Below are 14,372 nucleotides of genomic sequence, written 5' to 3' on the forward strand. Positions count from 1 at the left end.
GGCGAATAATTTGCCATCCTATTTTTTACATCTTTTTACTATGTTAATTTTATCGATATAATATATTAATAAATTGCGGATGGATTCTGGGCCTAAGATTCTGTCTATGTGATTATGTAAAGATGTGTTAGGAAGGTATAAATATATTAGTACCGGGAGGAATAATTATGCTTTAAGTTACTTTTTTTGTCAGTAAATATTGAAAAGTATTAATTAGAATAGTATAATTATTATGTAAGATTAACTGTTTTTAGTTTATTTATGGATAAATAGAGTATTTCATGTCGTATTATTCAAGCTCTCTTCATTATATAGTTTGTAATTTATTAGTTCTTAAGATTATTATGTCACCAGCAAAATGTTAATCCATTAGATTATTTTGGGGAGGTTTTAGAAATGTCAAAAGGAAAAATTTCATTTCTACTCGTTGTTTTGTTGCTTGTGACGGCTTTTTTGCCGACAGCAGTATTGGCTGAGACAACAGAAGAGACATGGATAAAGGTTGCACCTAGAAGTGAAGATGTGTCCATTTCTGTAAAATCCGATGGCGCAGGAGAGTTTGCCGCTATTGTAAAGATTATGTTCGGAAGCTCCGGCTACAGAGTTAACTATGATGATGTTGTTACAATTGCGGAAGGCACAAAGAAAATATCTTTTGTAGGTGAGGCTGATATTCAGGCATGGACAGGTGGTTCTCCGACAGTTATGACTGAGAAAACTTTGACATATCATTTGGGTAAGCTCAGCAAGGGTGATTACTCCTTTACATTCAAAAGCTCTGACTTTAGCAAGATATATGAGTTTGAAGTACTCCCAGATGTGTACATATGCTACGGTGATATAAATGATGACGGTAAAATTAACTCAACAGATTATACTTTAATAAGAAGATGTATCCTTGAGAGAAGATATGATGAAAGAGCAGACATAAATGTAGATGGGGTTGTGAATTCGACCGATTTGACAGTTTTTAAAAGATATTTGCTTAAAATGATAAACACTCTTCCATACCGCAAAAGTAGTGAATATATCATTTTTTGATTCGCGAAAGGGTACTTAATGGTAAAGTTTAAAGAGGTTGGCGAATAATTTGCCATCCTCTTTTTTATATCTTTTTAGCTATGTTTATTTTATTGCTATGATATAATATAATAAATTGCGGAGAGATTCTGGACATTGGATTCTGTCGATGTAATTTTGAAATATTGCATTAGGAAGGTATAAATATATTTGTACTTGGAGGAATAATTATGTTTTCAGTTACTTTAAAAAAAATAAAGGAAAATTTTTCGTTGGAACTAATTACAAATGATGAAGATAGGTTGGAGGATATTCTGATAACATCTACAGATGTGAACAGACCCGGGTTACAGCTGGTGGGGTATCTAGAGTATTTCGGAACTGACCGAATACAAATGATAGGGAAAGTTGAGACCAGTTATCTTGCAGGGTTGACATCGATGGAGCGCTATTCCCGCCTTGATGAGTTTTTTAGATGTGGCTTTCCTTGTATGGTGGTAGCAAGAGGACTTGAGGTTTTTCCTGAAATGCTTGAGGTATCTAAAAAATACGGTATCCCGATTTTAAGGACGAATGATGTTACATCAAGAATATTGAGCGCGTTAATCAGCTACCTTAACGTTGAGCTTGCTCCAAGAGTTACAAAGCACGGGGTGCTTGTTGAGGTATATGGGGAAGGTATCCTGATATTGGGGGAAAGCGGTGTTGGAAAGAGTGAGACCGCCTTGGAGCTGGTGAAGAGAGGTCACAGACTTGTGGCAGATGATGTGGTGGAAATCAGAAAGGTATCCGACAAGACCCTATTTGGAACTGCTCCCGACATAATAAGACACTTCATTGAAATAAGAGGAGTTGGAATACTTGATGTTAAGAATCTTTATGGTGTGGGTTCAGTAAAGGTTACTGAAAACATAAACCTTGTTATACAGCTTGAATTCTGGAATGAAAAGAAAAACTACGATAGGTTGGGCTTGGTCGATGAGTATACCGACATACTTGGGATTAACGTTCCGTCCCTTACGATTCCTGTAAGACCTGGTCGAAATCTTGCTATAATCGTGGAAGTGGCAGCTATGAACAATAGGCAGAAGAATATGGGTTATAATGCTGCCAGAGCTTTAAATGACAGAGTATTAGGAGAAATAAGCAAATCGTCCGATGAGTAATCTACAAGATTTGATGTACAGATGAAATGGAGGAGTAGTTTTGAAATTTGTAGTAGATACACATACACACACCATATCCAGCGGGCATGCTTACAGTACAGTTCAGGAAATGGCCAGAGAGGCTTCTTTAAACGGCATTGAGATGTTTGTTGTAACTGACCATGGACCTGCTATGAAGGGAGCACCGTGTCTTTATCATTTCGGTAATCTCAGGGTTATACCGGAGGTGCTATATGGTGTAAAGATACTAAAGGGAGTCGAGGCAAACATAATTGATTATACAGGCGGACTGGATATGCCCGATGAGTATCTGAGAAGACTTGATTTTGTCATTGCAAGTTTTCATGACATTTGCATTGAGCCCAAGACCCAAGAAGAACACACTCAGGCTATGATAAATGTGCTGCAAAATCCTTATGTGGATGCCATTGCACATCCCGGAAATCCCCAGTTCCCGGTGGATATCAAAAGGGTTGTGGGTGTGGCAAAGGAGAATGGAAAACTAATAGAAATAAATAATCACTCTTTTGTGACAAGAAAAGGTTCTGAGGAAAATTGTAAAGAATTTGCCAGAGAGTGCAAGAGGCAAGGAGTTAAGATAGTATGTGGAAGCGACTCTCATATTAGCTTTGATGTGGGACGTTTTGACAGGATATACAAGCTCCTTGAGGAGGTCGACATACCTTCAGAGTTGATTATGAATACATCCGTTGATAAGCTTGAGGAGTATATAAAGCAGAAAAAGGCGAGAATAGGAAGGAAATAAAGTGTAGACGGCTTAATTTTTGGATAAAATAACATATTGAATTCTATATGCTTCGCTGCTCAAGTAAAATAATAGTATGGACTGTAAAATAGTTATAGTAAGGAGCTGACGTTATTGGAAAAAGAGGTTTTTGTGGAGAAAATTAAGGAAATTGTCGGTTCTGAAAATGTTAAACCGGATGAACCTATGAAGAATCATACTTCATTTAAAGTTGGGGGACCGGCAGATATTCTAGTTACTCCCGTATCTGTCTTGCAATTGAGCCAAGCTATTCAACTTTGCAAAAATGAAAATGTTCCGGTATTTATTATGGGAAATGGAACAAACTTGATCGTTAGAGATAAAGGAATAAGAGGAGTAGTTATAAAAATATATGATAATCTAAATGAATTCACCGTCAAAGACGATATTATTACTGCATATGCTGGCGTGCTTCTTTCAAAAATTTCAATGGCTGCTTATGAAAACGGTCTAACAGGTCTTGAGTTTGCCTCGGGGATACCCGGGACGCTGGGCGGGGCAGTTGCAATGAATGCAGGAGCATATGGAGGAGAAATGAAGGATGTGATAATTGAAACCGAATTTATTGATAGAGATGGCGAGCTTAGGGTTATCCGGGATGATGAGCACCAGTTTGGGTACAGGACCAGCCTTATTCAGAAACATTCGGGCATAGTTATCAGGTCTTCGATGAAGCTAAAAAAGGGAAGTAAAGAAGAAATAAAAGCGATGATGGAAGATTTAACAAAAAAGAGACAGGATAAACAGCCTCTGGAAATGCCGAGCGCAGGCAGTGTCTTTAAAAGACCGGAAGGATACTTTGCAGGAAAGCTAATCGAGGATTGTGGACTTCGCGGATACCGCATTGGTGGAGCAGAGGTTTCAACAAAGCACTGCGGTTTTATTATTAATACAGGAGATGCTATAGCTAAAGATATTTTGGATTTAATTGCACATATACAAAGCACAGTTAGGATGAAATTTGGAGTTGATATGCAAACGGAAGTGAGAATTGTTGGGGAAGCATAAATAGATTCTCACTGGAAGATAGTTATTTTGGGAGGTACAAATGAAATTACTGATAATTACTGGTATTTCGGGAGCTGGAAAGAGTCTTGTTGTTAAATATCTGGAAGATATAGGTTTTTTCTGTGTTGATAATCTTCCGCCTCTGCTTATACGCAAATTTGCTGAGATTTGCATTAAAAGTAGAGGGAAAATAAATAAAATAGCTCTTGTTATAGATATTAGAGGGGGCGAGCTTTTTAATGACCTTGTTCCCGAACTCAATGCTTTAAAAGAAGCGGGAATTGACTATGAGGTTCTTTTTCTTGAGGCATCGGATCAAGTGCTTATTAAAAGGTATAAGGAGAGTAGGCGCGCCCACCCGCTTGCGGCTGAAGGAAGACTGATTAAGGGTATAAAGGATGAAAGGGAAATTCTATCTAAGATCAGGAAAAATGCGACTTATGTTATTGATACATCAAATCTGACGCCAAGGCAGCTTAAGGAAGAGATTTTAGCCATATTTGTTGAAGGCAGGAAGTTTGACGGGATGATAGTGAATATTATTTCCTTTGGCTTTAAATATGGTATACCGTTTGAATGTGATCTGGTTTTTGATGTCAGATTTATTCCAAACCCTTTTTATATAGATACTATGAAAAATAAGACGGGTAAGGATGAAGCGGTCAGGGATTATGTGATGGGTTTTAATGAAACCACTGATTTTTTGACCAAACTCAAGGATATGCTGGATTTTTTAATACCGAACTATATAAAGGAAGGTAAGTCACAGCTTGTCATAGGAGTAGGGTGTACCGGTGGAAGACATAGATCTGTGGCTATTTCCGAAGCATTATTTTCGTATCTTTGCGGCAAGGAACACAGGGTGGTTATTGACCACAGAGATATAGACAAGGATGGTAGGAGCAACAAAAAATGAAAAATAATAATTGGCCACGAAAAAATATAGCAGGATACCGATGGTTTCTTATGACCATTTTGGGAATTATCTTTATTAGTGCAAGTATGTTTTTGGCATATAGGTATGATAGTATTTTGGACATCGTTTGTTCGATACTTTTTATTATATCGGGCTGTATGTTTATTATTGTTTCTGTACGGCTTATTGCAACTGACATGTTGCATAAATACCTTAGAAATAGTTCAAAAGAAATATGCGTCAAAGACAAAGACAGTTGCGTATATGAAAAGGAAATTCTCGATAAGGGACCGAAAATAGTGGCAATTGGAGGAGGTACCGGTCTCTCGACAATGCTTAGAGGCCTTAAGGCTTATAGTTCAAATATAACAGCTGTGGTTACAGTTGCTGATGATGGAGGCGGATCCGGAGTTTTGAGGCAAGACCTTGGGATACTTCCTCCTGGAGATATCAGAAACTGTATTATGGCCCTTGCCGATACCGAGCCGATTATGGAAAAGCTGCTTCAGTATAGATTTCAAGATGGAATGCTGAAGGGACAAAGCTTTGGTAATCTGTTTCTTGCAGCAATGGATGGTATTTCTCCAAGCTTTGAACAGGCTGTTCAAAGAATGAGTGATGTGCTTGCAGTAAAAGGAAGAGTGCTTCCTGTTACTCTTGAGGACATCAAATTGTGTGCAGAGCTTGAGGATGGGTATGTTGTTGCCGGAGAGTCTAAAATCGGCGATCATAACAGCTTTCACAGGTGTGCAATTAAGAGGGTATATTTGGAACCTAGAAAGGTAAAGCCCCTGGATGAGGTGATAGAAGCAATCGGCGAAGCGGATGTGATTGTCTTGGGACCGGGAAGTCTCTTTACAAGTATAATTCCCAACCTGCTGGTTGACGGTGTTTGTAATGCGATAAAGAATTCAAAGGCTTTGAAGGTATATGTGTGCAATGTTATGACCCAGCCTGGGGAAACTGAGGGATATTCCGTTTCGGATCATATAAAGGCTCTTGAAAGGCATTCGTTTCAGGGAATTGTTGATTACTGCATTTTTAATACCGCCGATATACCTGAATTGCTGAAAAAGAAGTATGCTGAGGATGGGGCGCAAATTGTAAGAGTTGACCCGGATGAGTTGGATAAACTAGGTATAAAATTGGAGGGAGGTGACTTTGTCTGCATAAATAACAGCTATATTAGACATGATACAATGAGATTGGCACAGGCCATCATGAATCTGGTTATTGAAAACGCATTTGGAAAAGATAATAGAAAGTCAGCCGGTTATGTAAATGCAATTAAGCAATATAAAAATATGGTTGGATAAAAAATAACTAAAATGCGGAGGAATGAACATGGACTTTGGAAAATCAAGTTGGAGAACTTACGAACAGGGGATTCAGAGGGAATGGCTTTTGACCAACGGAATAGGAGGATTTTCGTCATCCACAATTATTGGTTCAAATACCAGGAGATACCATGGTTTGCTGGTAGCATCTCTAAAACCTCCTGTAAGCAGGCACTTGATATTGTCAAAAATTGATGAATGCGTCACTATTGATAATGAATCATTCAATTTGTTTTCCTATGAAGTGCCGGGTTTTATAATGAATGGATACCATCATCAGGAGCGATTTGAGTATGATTTGCATCCAAAGTACATTTACAGAGTCAAGGATGTTTACATTGAAAAGGAGATATGCATGGTTTATGGTGAAAACACTGTTGCAGTGGTTTATCACGTCATAAACGGAGCAAGTAGGACAAATTTAAGACTCACTCCCCTTGTAAACTTCAGGGACTATCATTTTAATTCCAGTAGAGCATATATGAATTTTGACAGGAAGTCTAAAAAAGATGTTTTAATAGTGCGGCCTTCCTGCTACGATATTGACATTAGCCTGTACTTAAGTGATGGAAAGTTTACGGAGCTTAACGATGCATGGTTCTACAATATGGATTATGCTGTGGAAAGGGAAAGGGGCTTGGCTTCGACTGAGGATCATTATATACCCGGGTACTATGATATTGAAATAGAGCCCATGGAAGAAAAATATATTACCTTTATTGCAACTGTAGAGAAAAACATAAGCCAGAAAGATGGCCTTCAAATAATAGAAAAAGAAAACAATAGACTTCATAAGCTGATCGATAAAGCCGGATACAAGGATGAACTGGCAAAAAGACTGGTTTTGGCGGCAGACGACTTTATAGTACATAGAGAGTCGACAAATGCGAAAACCATAATTGCAGGGTACCCATGGTTTACCGATTGGGGAAGGGATACCATGATAGCCCTTACCGGACTTACTTTGTCAGCACGCCGCTTTGAGGATGCAAAGGAAATTCTCTATACATTTTCAAAATACGTCAAGGACGGGCTGATACCGAATATGTTCCCCGATGCCGGACATGAGCCGCCATACAACAGCGTTGATGCTGCTTTGTGGTATTTTGAGGCTGTCAATAAATATATCAAATACACCCATGACTATAAATTTATTAAGGAACATATTTACGAAGGACTAAAAGAAATAATTGACTATTACTCAAAAGGAACTCATTTTAATATAAAAGCCGATAAAGATTACCTGATTACTGCCGGCGATGAACATACTCAGCTTACATGGATGGATGCCAAGGTGGGGGATTGGGTAGTTACTCCGCGCCATGGGAAGGCTGTAGAGATAAACGCCTTATGGTACAATGCCTTAAAGATTATGTCTTCACTCTCAAAGCATTTTGAAGAAGATGCCGGGCTATACGATGAGATGGCTGAGAAAGTGAAGAAGTCCTTTGTTGATAGCTTTTGGAATGAAGAAAAAAATTGCCTTTACGACTGTCTCACACAGAGCTATAAGGATGACAAGATAAGACCCAACCAGATATTGGCCATAAGTCTATCAAATCCGATAATTGAGGGAGATAAGGCAAAGAGCATTGTAGACACAGTTTTGAAAGAACTTTATACTGCCTATGGGTTAAGGAGTCTATCCCCTAGAGAAAAGGAATATGTAGGGGTGTATGCAGGCGATCAGTACAAAAGAGACGGAGCATACCATCAGGGTACAGTCTGGACATGGCCTCTTGGTCAGTTTATAACTGCATACCTTAAGGTAAATAATTATTCGCCGCAAGCCAAGAAAATGGCCTTGAGATTCATTGAGCCTTTTAAGGATCATCTTCAAGATGCTTGTCTTGGTTCGATTTCCGAGATATTTGACGGCAATGAGCCGTTGATACCTAGGGGTTGCTTTGCACAGGCATGGAGTGTGGCGGAAATACTAAGGGCTTACATTGAAGATGTAATGCAATTAATATAATTAAAACACTAGAAATTTATTGCGATATAGGGTATAATTTGTGTGCGATTTAATGCTTGGGGAAATAAGCAATAATTATTATATGGGGTGTCTGCTTTGTCGTTTTCATCGGCAGTTAAGAATGAGTTGTGCAGAATTGATACGGAGCATAATGGCAGCTTATTTGAGCTTGCGGCTGCAGCGAGAATAAGCGGGCTTATAAAAGTCGTTAACACCAATGAGATTAATCTTAGGCTAATAACCGAGAATGCTGCATTTGCCCGCAGGGTATTTTCTCAGATCAAGGATTTGTATGGGATTAACGCCGAAATAAGCATAAGAAGAAGCCGCAAACTAAAAAAAAATATTGTCTATATCCTTGTACTCACTTCATCGAAAGGCCTTATGAAAGTGCTCGAGGATATTAATATCAGAGTATCTGAAAAGGTGGAATATGTGCCCTATGCCGAAGGTATGAAGAAAAAGGAATGCAGAAAGGCATACTTGAGGGGTGCATTTTTAGCATCGGGGTCAATGAGTGACCCGGAAAAGACATATCATTTGGAAATAATCTGCCACAATATGATTTTAGCAACTGAAGTGAATGAGTTGATGGATAGTTTCAATTTAAACTCGAAGGTTACAAAGCGAAAAGGAAATTATGTGGTTTATCTTAAAGAAGGTGAGAACATAGTTGACTTTTTGAATATAATCGGAGCACATTCCGCGCTTTTAGAGCTTGAAAACATTAGAATTTTAAAGGAAATGCGGAACAATGTCAACAGAATAGTGAACTGTGAGACGGCAAACCTGCAAAAGACAGTGGATGCTTCGGTAAGGCAGGTGGAGAATATCAACTATATTAGAGATAATCTTGGCTTTGATAAACTGCCGGAAAATCTCAGAGAAATAGCAAGGATAAGGCTTAATTACAGCGATGCCAGTCTTAAGGAGCTTGGAGAAATGTTAAATCCGCCCCTTGGCAAGTCTGGAGTTAATCATAGATTGCGAAAGCTGGATAAGATTGCTGAGAGCTTAAGAAATATGAAAGGAGAGTTATGAAAATGGTTGAGAAGACTATTAAGATAACTAATCCGGCAGGACTACATGCACGACCGGCAGCACTTTTTGTACAAACTGCAGGTAAGTTTACTTCGAATGTCTGGATTAAGGTGGGATCAAAAAAGGTAAATGCAAAGAGTATAATGGGACTTATGTCTTTAGCTGTTTCACAAGGGACAGAGGTTGTAATTGGAGCAGATGGAGAAGATGAGGATAAGGCCCTAAATGAGCTTATTGACCTTGTTACGGCAGGTTTGGAAGAAGAGTGATATAAGGTATTAATTTACTAAAAATAAAAATATCGGCAAATTGCAACAAAATTTACACTCGGATGTTGATTTTTGATGTGATTTGTCGATATTTTTTTATTCATATTACAAAACCTTACATTATTCTTTGAAGGGGGAAATAATGTTTTGGAAGAATAGACATTAGTACAACGGACAGTGGAGGAGGATAAACTTGAATATTAGATTAACGAACAGAGGAAATACTTTAGTCGCGGCATTAAATGGTGAACTGGATCACCACACCGCTGATTATATAAGGCAGAAACTGGATGCTGAAATGCTGAAGTCCACCACAAAAAATGTGGTTTTGGACTTTTCGAAGGTTACTTTTATGGATAGCTCAGGTATCGGAGTTATTATGGGAAGATATAAAAATATACAGAAGTTAAACGGGAAAATGTCTTTAGCCGGTGTTAATGAGCGGATAAGGCGCATTTTTGAGATGTCGGGACTGCTGAAATTAATGTCGGCTTATGATAGCATAGATGAAGCTATTAATAAAATGTAAAGGGGTATAAAGAATGAATCCAATAAATGAAGTCAAGCTAGAGTTTGTTAGTAAATCAAGTAATGAAGCATTTGCCAGAGTTGTTGCGGCGGCTTTTGTATCTCAAATAGACCCGAATATAGAAGAACTTGCAGATGTCAAAACGGCAGTTTCTGAGGCTGTGACAAATGCGATAATTCATGGCTATGAAAATAAAGTAGGTCTTGTGAAGATGACCTGCAAGCTCTATGAAGATGCTGTAGAAATAAGTGTAACTGATGAGGGCAAGGGCATAGAAGATATAGAGAAAGCAAGGGAGCCTATGTTTACTTCTAGACCTGATATGGAAAGGTCAGGTATGGGATTTACCGTTATGGAGAGTTTTATGGACAAGGTTGAGGTTGTATCTGAGGTTGGTAGCGGTACTACCGTAACAATGTTCAAGACTTTTAGTTCTGTTAGGGGTAAAAACAATGCCTTGTAATAGAAATCATTTCTGGGGTATGCGGGATACAAGCACAGGTAATTCCGTGATAGAACTAATACCTGAGAGGATATGGGGATGAATATGGACGAATTATATGAAAAAGAAACTCTTGATTTGATAGCAGATGCTAAAGCAGGAAATAAAAATGCCCAGTCCGTATTGGTAGAAAAAAATGTCGGTCTTGTATGGAGTATTGTACGAAGATTTCAAAACAGAGGGTACGAAACCGAAGATATTTTCCAGATCGGGTGCATAGGACTTATTAAGGCCATAAACAAGTTTGATTGCTCCTTTGACGTCAAATTTTCTACCTATGCGGTTCCGATGATAATTGGAGAAATAAAACGCTTTATTCGGGATGATGGAATTATAAAGGTAAGTCGTTCCCTTAAGGAGCTATCAAATAAGATCAGAGTCACCAAGGAAATTATGTCCAAGGAATTGGGCCGGGAGCCTTCCGTTAGTGAAATTTCGGATCAGCTCGGCATTCCTGTCGAAGAACTGGTCATGGCTATGGAGGCGAACTGTACTCCTGAATCGTTGTACAGTACGGTGGGGGAAGGAGAGAGTTCTTCCACGCTTCTTATTGATAAAATCGCAAACGAAAGCAATAACCATGAGGTAGACATTGTTGACAGGATAGACTTAAGAAAGGTATTGGATACCTTAAAGCCAAGAGAGAAGCAGATTATTGTTTTGAGGTATTTTAAAGAAAAGACACAGGTTCAGATTGCAAAAATGCTTGGAATATCGCAAGTACAGGTCTCAAGAATTGAAAAGAAAATATTGGAGGAAATCCGGAAGAAAATAAAATTCAATTAAATTAGAATATATAATTTTTTTGTAGCTATATAAAGCAATATGTTCCTGCATATTGTTTTTTTATTTCCTAATAATAATAATAATTTGTATACAAAATCTTAATAATCCTATTTCAGTATATAAAAACTTATAGTATAAGGGGATTGTGTTGGAATATGACTGAAGCACTAAGAAGGTATAAAATGATTTTAATAATTCTAGTTTTGACATTGCTGATTGCATTTTTGACGTTTGCTATTATTATGCAGAAGCCTGACAAAGTTCCTTCTAAAGGAATTTTCGTTTTTGAAGATGCTAATAGGGCAAGCCCGGTAAAAGTAATGTCAGAACAAAGAGTCTAACAAAAGTTGGAGGTTTCAGATGCAGAAAACAATGACCAATAAAGAGTACCAGTCCTATGTGGAGAAGAAGACACCTAATTCGAAAACAGGGAGAAATGTACTTAGAGCTTTTCTAGTGGGAGGCTTGATTTGCGTAGTCGGTCAGTTTATAACCAATATTTTGAAGATGATGGGCTATGGACAGGAACAGGTTTCCTCGGTAGTAACGCTGATAATGATTTTTCTGGGTGCGCTTTTAACGGGTCTTAACATCTATGATGATTTGGGAAGATTCGCAGGTGCTGGTTCTATTGTGCCAATAACAGGATTTGCAAATTCAATAGTTTCCCCTGCGATGGAGTTTAAAAGCGAGGGATATGTTTTGGGTGTTGGAGCAAGGATGTTTGTTATTGCTGGCCCGGTACTGGTATATGGCATTTCAACATCAATAGTTGCAGGAATTATTTACTTTCTTTTAAGATAAGGTAGCAATTAGCTAGGAACTGCTTCAAAACCGGAGAGGAGTGAATTATGGCATCTAAAAGATTGGGAAAACAAACTGTAATGCTTCAAAATCCACCAAGCATTATTTCAACAGCTTCGATTGTGGGACCAAAAGAGGGAAAGGGACCTTTGAGGCTCTTTTTTGACAATATTATTGATGATGAGATGTGGGGAGAAAAAAGTTGGGAAAAGGCTGAAAGCAAGCTGATTAGAGAAACATTCTCAAAGGTTTTGCAAAAGGCTGATAAGACAAGTCAAGAAATAAATTATGTAATTTCAGGAGACCTGCTTAATCAATGTATTGCTGCGAACTTCGGGCTGAGAGAGTCGGATGTGCCGTTTTTAGGGGTTTATGGTGCTTGTTCCACTATGGCGGAGTCGATGAGTATTGGAGCTATGCTGGTTGATGGCGGGTTTGCCGATGATGTTGTATGTATAACATCCAGCCATTTCTGCTCTGCAGAAAAACAGTTCCGATTTCCTCTGGAGTTGGGAACGCAGAGGCCTCCTGCTGCACAATGGACAGTAACCGGATCTGGAGGTGCGTTGATTTCGAGTAAGGGAGCAGGTCCATATATTACGCATATTACTACCGGCAAAATCGTTGATATGGGAATTAAGGATGCAAACAATATGGGAGCTGCTATGGCACCTGCGGCAGTTGATACAATAGTTACACATTTTAAAGATACAGGTTTTGCTCCTGAAAGCTATGACCTTATAGTGACAGGGGATCTTGGTGCTATAGGAAAAGAAATATGTATTGAGTTGGTGAGAGAGCAGGGCTTCAATATTGCCAATATATACAATGATTGCGGTGTCATGATATACGATCGTGAAAAACAAGACACCCACGCAGGGGGCAGTGGATGTGGCTGTGCAGCAACTGTATTTGCGGGATTTATTTATAAAAAACTCATGGATGGAAGCTTGAAAAATGTTTTATTTATTGCCACAGGAGCTCTGCTAAGCCCTGTAAGCACACAACAGGGTGAATCAATACCTTCCGTAGCTCATGCAGTTAGCATTACAACATCCCTGCAGCAATAGGGATGTATAGATGTGATATTACTCAATTTTGAGGTGATTACATGGATAATACTATAATGACATATGTAAGTGCGTTTATTGTCGGAGGAGTGATTTGTGCTGTGGGGCAGGTACTAATTGACAAAACGAAGCTTACATCAGCGAGAATACTAGTGCTGTTTGTATCCGCAGGAGCAATACTAACAGCTCTCGGAGTGTATCAGAAATTAGTGGATATCGGAGGTGCAGGAGCAACCATACCGCTTACCGGATTCGGTTACAACCTTGTAACCGGGACGTTCAAGGAAGTTGACAAATTGGGTGTTCTTGGCGCATTTACAGGAGGAGTAAAGGCCGCAGCCGCAGGAATTGCTGCAGCTATATTCTTTGGCTATCTTATGTCTGTTGCGTTTACACCAAAAGCAAAAAGATAACTTACTTTATGTAATAGAATAACAGAATGTATTTAGAAACTATTGGTTAAACTATTTGGAATGTGGGTATAATATAATGTATAAAAGAAAAGTTATTCTTGTTACTGATGGAGATATTGCAGCTAAAGGGGCGGTGGAAACTGCTGCATCAAATATCGGAGGAAGGTGTATCTCCTTTTCTGCCGGAAATCCCACTATTCTGACCGGCTATGAGATTGTTGAGCTTATAAAAGCGGCAAAAAATGACCCGGTGGTTGTGATGGTTGATGACAGGGGACGCAAAGGCAGGGGAGCCGGAGAATCTGCGATGGAGTCGATTTTGAACAATGAGAATATCGAAGTAATCGGTGTTGTTGCAGTATCCTCCGACGGTAAGGATTGCAATGGGATAAAGCTGTCATGCTCTATTACAAGGGAAGGAAAAGTAATTGAGGGTTCAGTGGATAAAAATGGAGTTGAGACTCGCAGTGGTAAGATTTGTGGAGATACTCTCAGTATTTTGCGAGGGCGTAAAGACCTGGTTATTGTCGGAATGGGAGATCCGGGGAAAATGGACTTTTATGATGCGGTTGAAAAGGGTGCCCCTATAACGACAAAGGCATTGGAAGAGGTGTTAAAGAGAAGTACTGTAGGGAATTAGGAGCTTGCAGTAGGTTTTTTTTCCTATTCTATCCACTAAAAATGCCTTCAAAAACAAAATAAAAAAGCAGGAATATTGGGGAACTTTATAGAATAATAAAAAATATAAA

17 protein-coding genes are annotated in these 14,372 nt (G+C 38.8%); all 17 read left to right on the forward strand.

Features of this window, described 5'->3' with window-relative positions; all coding sequences use genetic code 11:
- Positions 1-396: 396 nt before the first annotated feature.
- The 17 genes from EFD62_RS08385 to EFD62_RS08465 all read left to right on the forward strand — a co-directional run bounded on the left by EFD62_RS08385 (position 397) and on the right by EFD62_RS08465 (position 14,263).
- Entirely contained in the window at positions 397-1,041 is a 645-nt protein-coding gene (locus EFD62_RS08385; RefSeq protein ID WP_128705969.1) for a dockerin type I repeat-containing protein, read from the forward strand.
- A 209-nt stretch (positions 1,042-1,250) separates the two neighbouring features.
- Positions 1,251-2,186: an HPr(Ser) kinase/phosphatase gene (gene hprK, locus EFD62_RS08390; RefSeq protein ID WP_069194352.1), complete on the forward strand. Its 936-nt coding sequence runs from the start codon at positions 1,251-1,253 to the stop codon at positions 2,184-2,186.
- Positions 2,187-2,226: 40 nt separating this feature from the next.
- Positions 2,227-2,952, forward strand: coding sequence for a phosphatase (locus EFD62_RS08395; RefSeq protein ID WP_069194351.1), 726 nt, complete (start codon positions 2,227-2,229; stop codon positions 2,950-2,952).
- Positions 2,953-3,084: 132 nt separating this feature from the next.
- On the forward strand, positions 3,085-3,981 hold the full coding sequence (gene murB, locus EFD62_RS08400; protein WP_407921088.1) for a UDP-N-acetylmuramate dehydrogenase: 897 nt from the start codon (positions 3,085-3,087) through the stop codon (positions 3,979-3,981).
- Positions 3,982-4,021: 40 nt separating this feature from the next.
- The gene (gene rapZ, locus EFD62_RS08405) at positions 4,022-4,897 is read left to right on the forward strand and encodes an RNase adapter RapZ (protein ID WP_128705970.1); all 876 of its coding nucleotides are present in this window, start codon (positions 4,022-4,024) and stop codon (positions 4,895-4,897) included.
- Complete coding sequence (locus EFD62_RS08410) at positions 4,894-6,213, forward strand: gluconeogenesis factor YvcK family protein (protein WP_069194348.1); 1,320 nt, start codon at positions 4,894-4,896, stop codon at positions 6,211-6,213. The genes rapZ and EFD62_RS08410 overlap by 4 nt, the downstream gene beginning before the upstream one ends.
- A 28-nt stretch (positions 6,214-6,241) precedes the next feature.
- The gene (locus EFD62_RS08415) at positions 6,242-8,209 is read left to right on the forward strand and encodes an amylo-alpha-1,6-glucosidase (protein ID WP_128705971.1); all 1,968 of its coding nucleotides are present in this window, start codon (positions 6,242-6,244) and stop codon (positions 8,207-8,209) included.
- A 96-nt stretch (positions 8,210-8,305) separates the two neighbouring features.
- A complete protein-coding gene (whiA, locus tag EFD62_RS08420) occupies positions 8,306-9,250 on the forward strand; it encodes a DNA-binding protein WhiA (protein ID WP_128705972.1) in 945 nt (314 codons plus the stop codon).
- A gap of 2 nt (positions 9,251-9,252) precedes the next feature.
- Entirely contained in the window at positions 9,253-9,519 is a 267-nt protein-coding gene (locus EFD62_RS08425; RefSeq protein WP_069194345.1) for an HPr family phosphocarrier protein, read from the forward strand.
- A 193-nt stretch (positions 9,520-9,712) separates the two neighbouring features.
- On the forward strand, positions 9,713-10,048 hold the full coding sequence (gene spoIIAA / locus EFD62_RS08430) for an anti-sigma F factor antagonist (protein ID WP_069194344.1): 336 nt from the start codon (positions 9,713-9,715) through the stop codon (positions 10,046-10,048).
- Positions 10,049-10,061: 13 nt separating this feature from the next.
- Complete coding sequence (gene spoIIAB / locus EFD62_RS08435; RefSeq protein WP_069194343.1) at positions 10,062-10,511, forward strand: anti-sigma F factor; 450 nt, start codon at positions 10,062-10,064, stop codon at positions 10,509-10,511.
- A gap of 84 nt (positions 10,512-10,595) precedes the next feature.
- Entirely contained in the window at positions 10,596-11,336 is a 741-nt protein-coding gene (gene sigF / locus EFD62_RS08440; protein WP_069196299.1) for an RNA polymerase sporulation sigma factor SigF, read from the forward strand.
- Between the two features lie 155 nt (positions 11,337-11,491).
- Positions 11,492-11,677, forward strand: coding sequence for a hypothetical protein (locus EFD62_RS08445; RefSeq protein ID WP_069194342.1), 186 nt, complete (start codon positions 11,492-11,494; stop codon positions 11,675-11,677).
- 19 nt (positions 11,678-11,696) lie between these two features.
- Positions 11,697-12,140: a stage V sporulation protein AC gene (spoVAC, locus tag EFD62_RS08450; protein WP_069194341.1), complete on the forward strand. Its 444-nt coding sequence runs from the start codon at positions 11,697-11,699 to the stop codon at positions 12,138-12,140.
- A gap of 47 nt (positions 12,141-12,187) precedes the next feature.
- Positions 12,188-13,210: a stage V sporulation protein AD gene (gene spoVAD, locus EFD62_RS08455; protein WP_069194340.1), complete on the forward strand. Its 1,023-nt coding sequence runs from the start codon at positions 12,188-12,190 to the stop codon at positions 13,208-13,210.
- Positions 13,211-13,266: 56 nt separating this feature from the next.
- On the forward strand, positions 13,267-13,623 hold the full coding sequence (gene spoVAE / locus EFD62_RS08460; RefSeq protein WP_162302507.1) for a stage V sporulation protein AE: 357 nt from the start codon (positions 13,267-13,269) through the stop codon (positions 13,621-13,623).
- 76 nt (positions 13,624-13,699) lie between these two features.
- Complete coding sequence (locus EFD62_RS08465; RefSeq protein ID WP_128705974.1) at positions 13,700-14,263, forward strand: stage V sporulation protein AE; 564 nt, start codon at positions 13,700-13,702, stop codon at positions 14,261-14,263.
- Positions 14,264-14,372 lie beyond the last annotated feature (109 nt).

It is taken from the genome of Acetivibrio mesophilus, from assembly GCF_004102745.1.
Taxonomy (GTDB): domain Bacteria; phylum Bacillota; class Clostridia; order Acetivibrionales; family Acetivibrionaceae; genus Hungateiclostridium; species Hungateiclostridium mesophilum.

What these genes read in the sequence shown, in the direction of transcription:
- EFD62_RS08385 (WP_128705969.1), top strand. Translation starts at nt 397, where the DNA reads ATGTCAAAAGGAAAAATTTCATTTCTACTCGTTGTTTTGTTGCTTGTG.
- hprK (WP_069194352.1), top strand. Translation starts at nt 1,251, where the DNA reads ATGTTTTCAGTTACTTTAAAAAAAATAAAGGAAAATTTTTCGTTGGAA.
- rapZ (WP_128705970.1), top strand. Translation starts at nt 4,022, where the DNA reads ATGAAATTACTGATAATTACTGGTATTTCGGGAGCTGGAAAGAGTCTT.
- EFD62_RS08410 (WP_069194348.1), top strand. Translation starts at nt 4,894, where the DNA reads ATGAAAAATAATAATTGGCCACGAAAAAATATAGCAGGATACCGATGG.
- EFD62_RS08415 (WP_128705971.1), top strand. Translation starts at nt 6,242, where the DNA reads ATGGACTTTGGAAAATCAAGTTGGAGAACTTACGAACAGGGGATTCAG.
- EFD62_RS08425 (WP_069194345.1), top strand. Translation starts at nt 9,253, where the DNA reads ATGGTTGAGAAGACTATTAAGATAACTAATCCGGCAGGACTACATGCA.
- spoIIAB (WP_069194343.1), top strand. Translation starts at nt 10,062, where the DNA reads ATGAATCCAATAAATGAAGTCAAGCTAGAGTTTGTTAGTAAATCAAGT.
- sigF (WP_069196299.1), top strand. Translation starts at nt 10,596, where the DNA reads ATGGACGAATTATATGAAAAAGAAACTCTTGATTTGATAGCAGATGCT.
- EFD62_RS08445 (WP_069194342.1), top strand. Translation starts at nt 11,492, where the DNA reads ATGACTGAAGCACTAAGAAGGTATAAAATGATTTTAATAATTCTAGTT.
- spoVAC (WP_069194341.1), top strand. Translation starts at nt 11,697, where the DNA reads ATGCAGAAAACAATGACCAATAAAGAGTACCAGTCCTATGTGGAGAAG.
- spoVAD (WP_069194340.1), top strand. Translation starts at nt 12,188, where the DNA reads ATGGCATCTAAAAGATTGGGAAAACAAACTGTAATGCTTCAAAATCCA.
- spoVAE (WP_162302507.1), top strand. Translation starts at nt 13,267, where the DNA reads ATGACATATGTAAGTGCGTTTATTGTCGGAGGAGTGATTTGTGCTGTG.
- EFD62_RS08465 (WP_128705974.1), top strand. Translation starts at nt 13,700, where the DNA reads ATGTATAAAAGAAAAGTTATTCTTGTTACTGATGGAGATATTGCAGCT.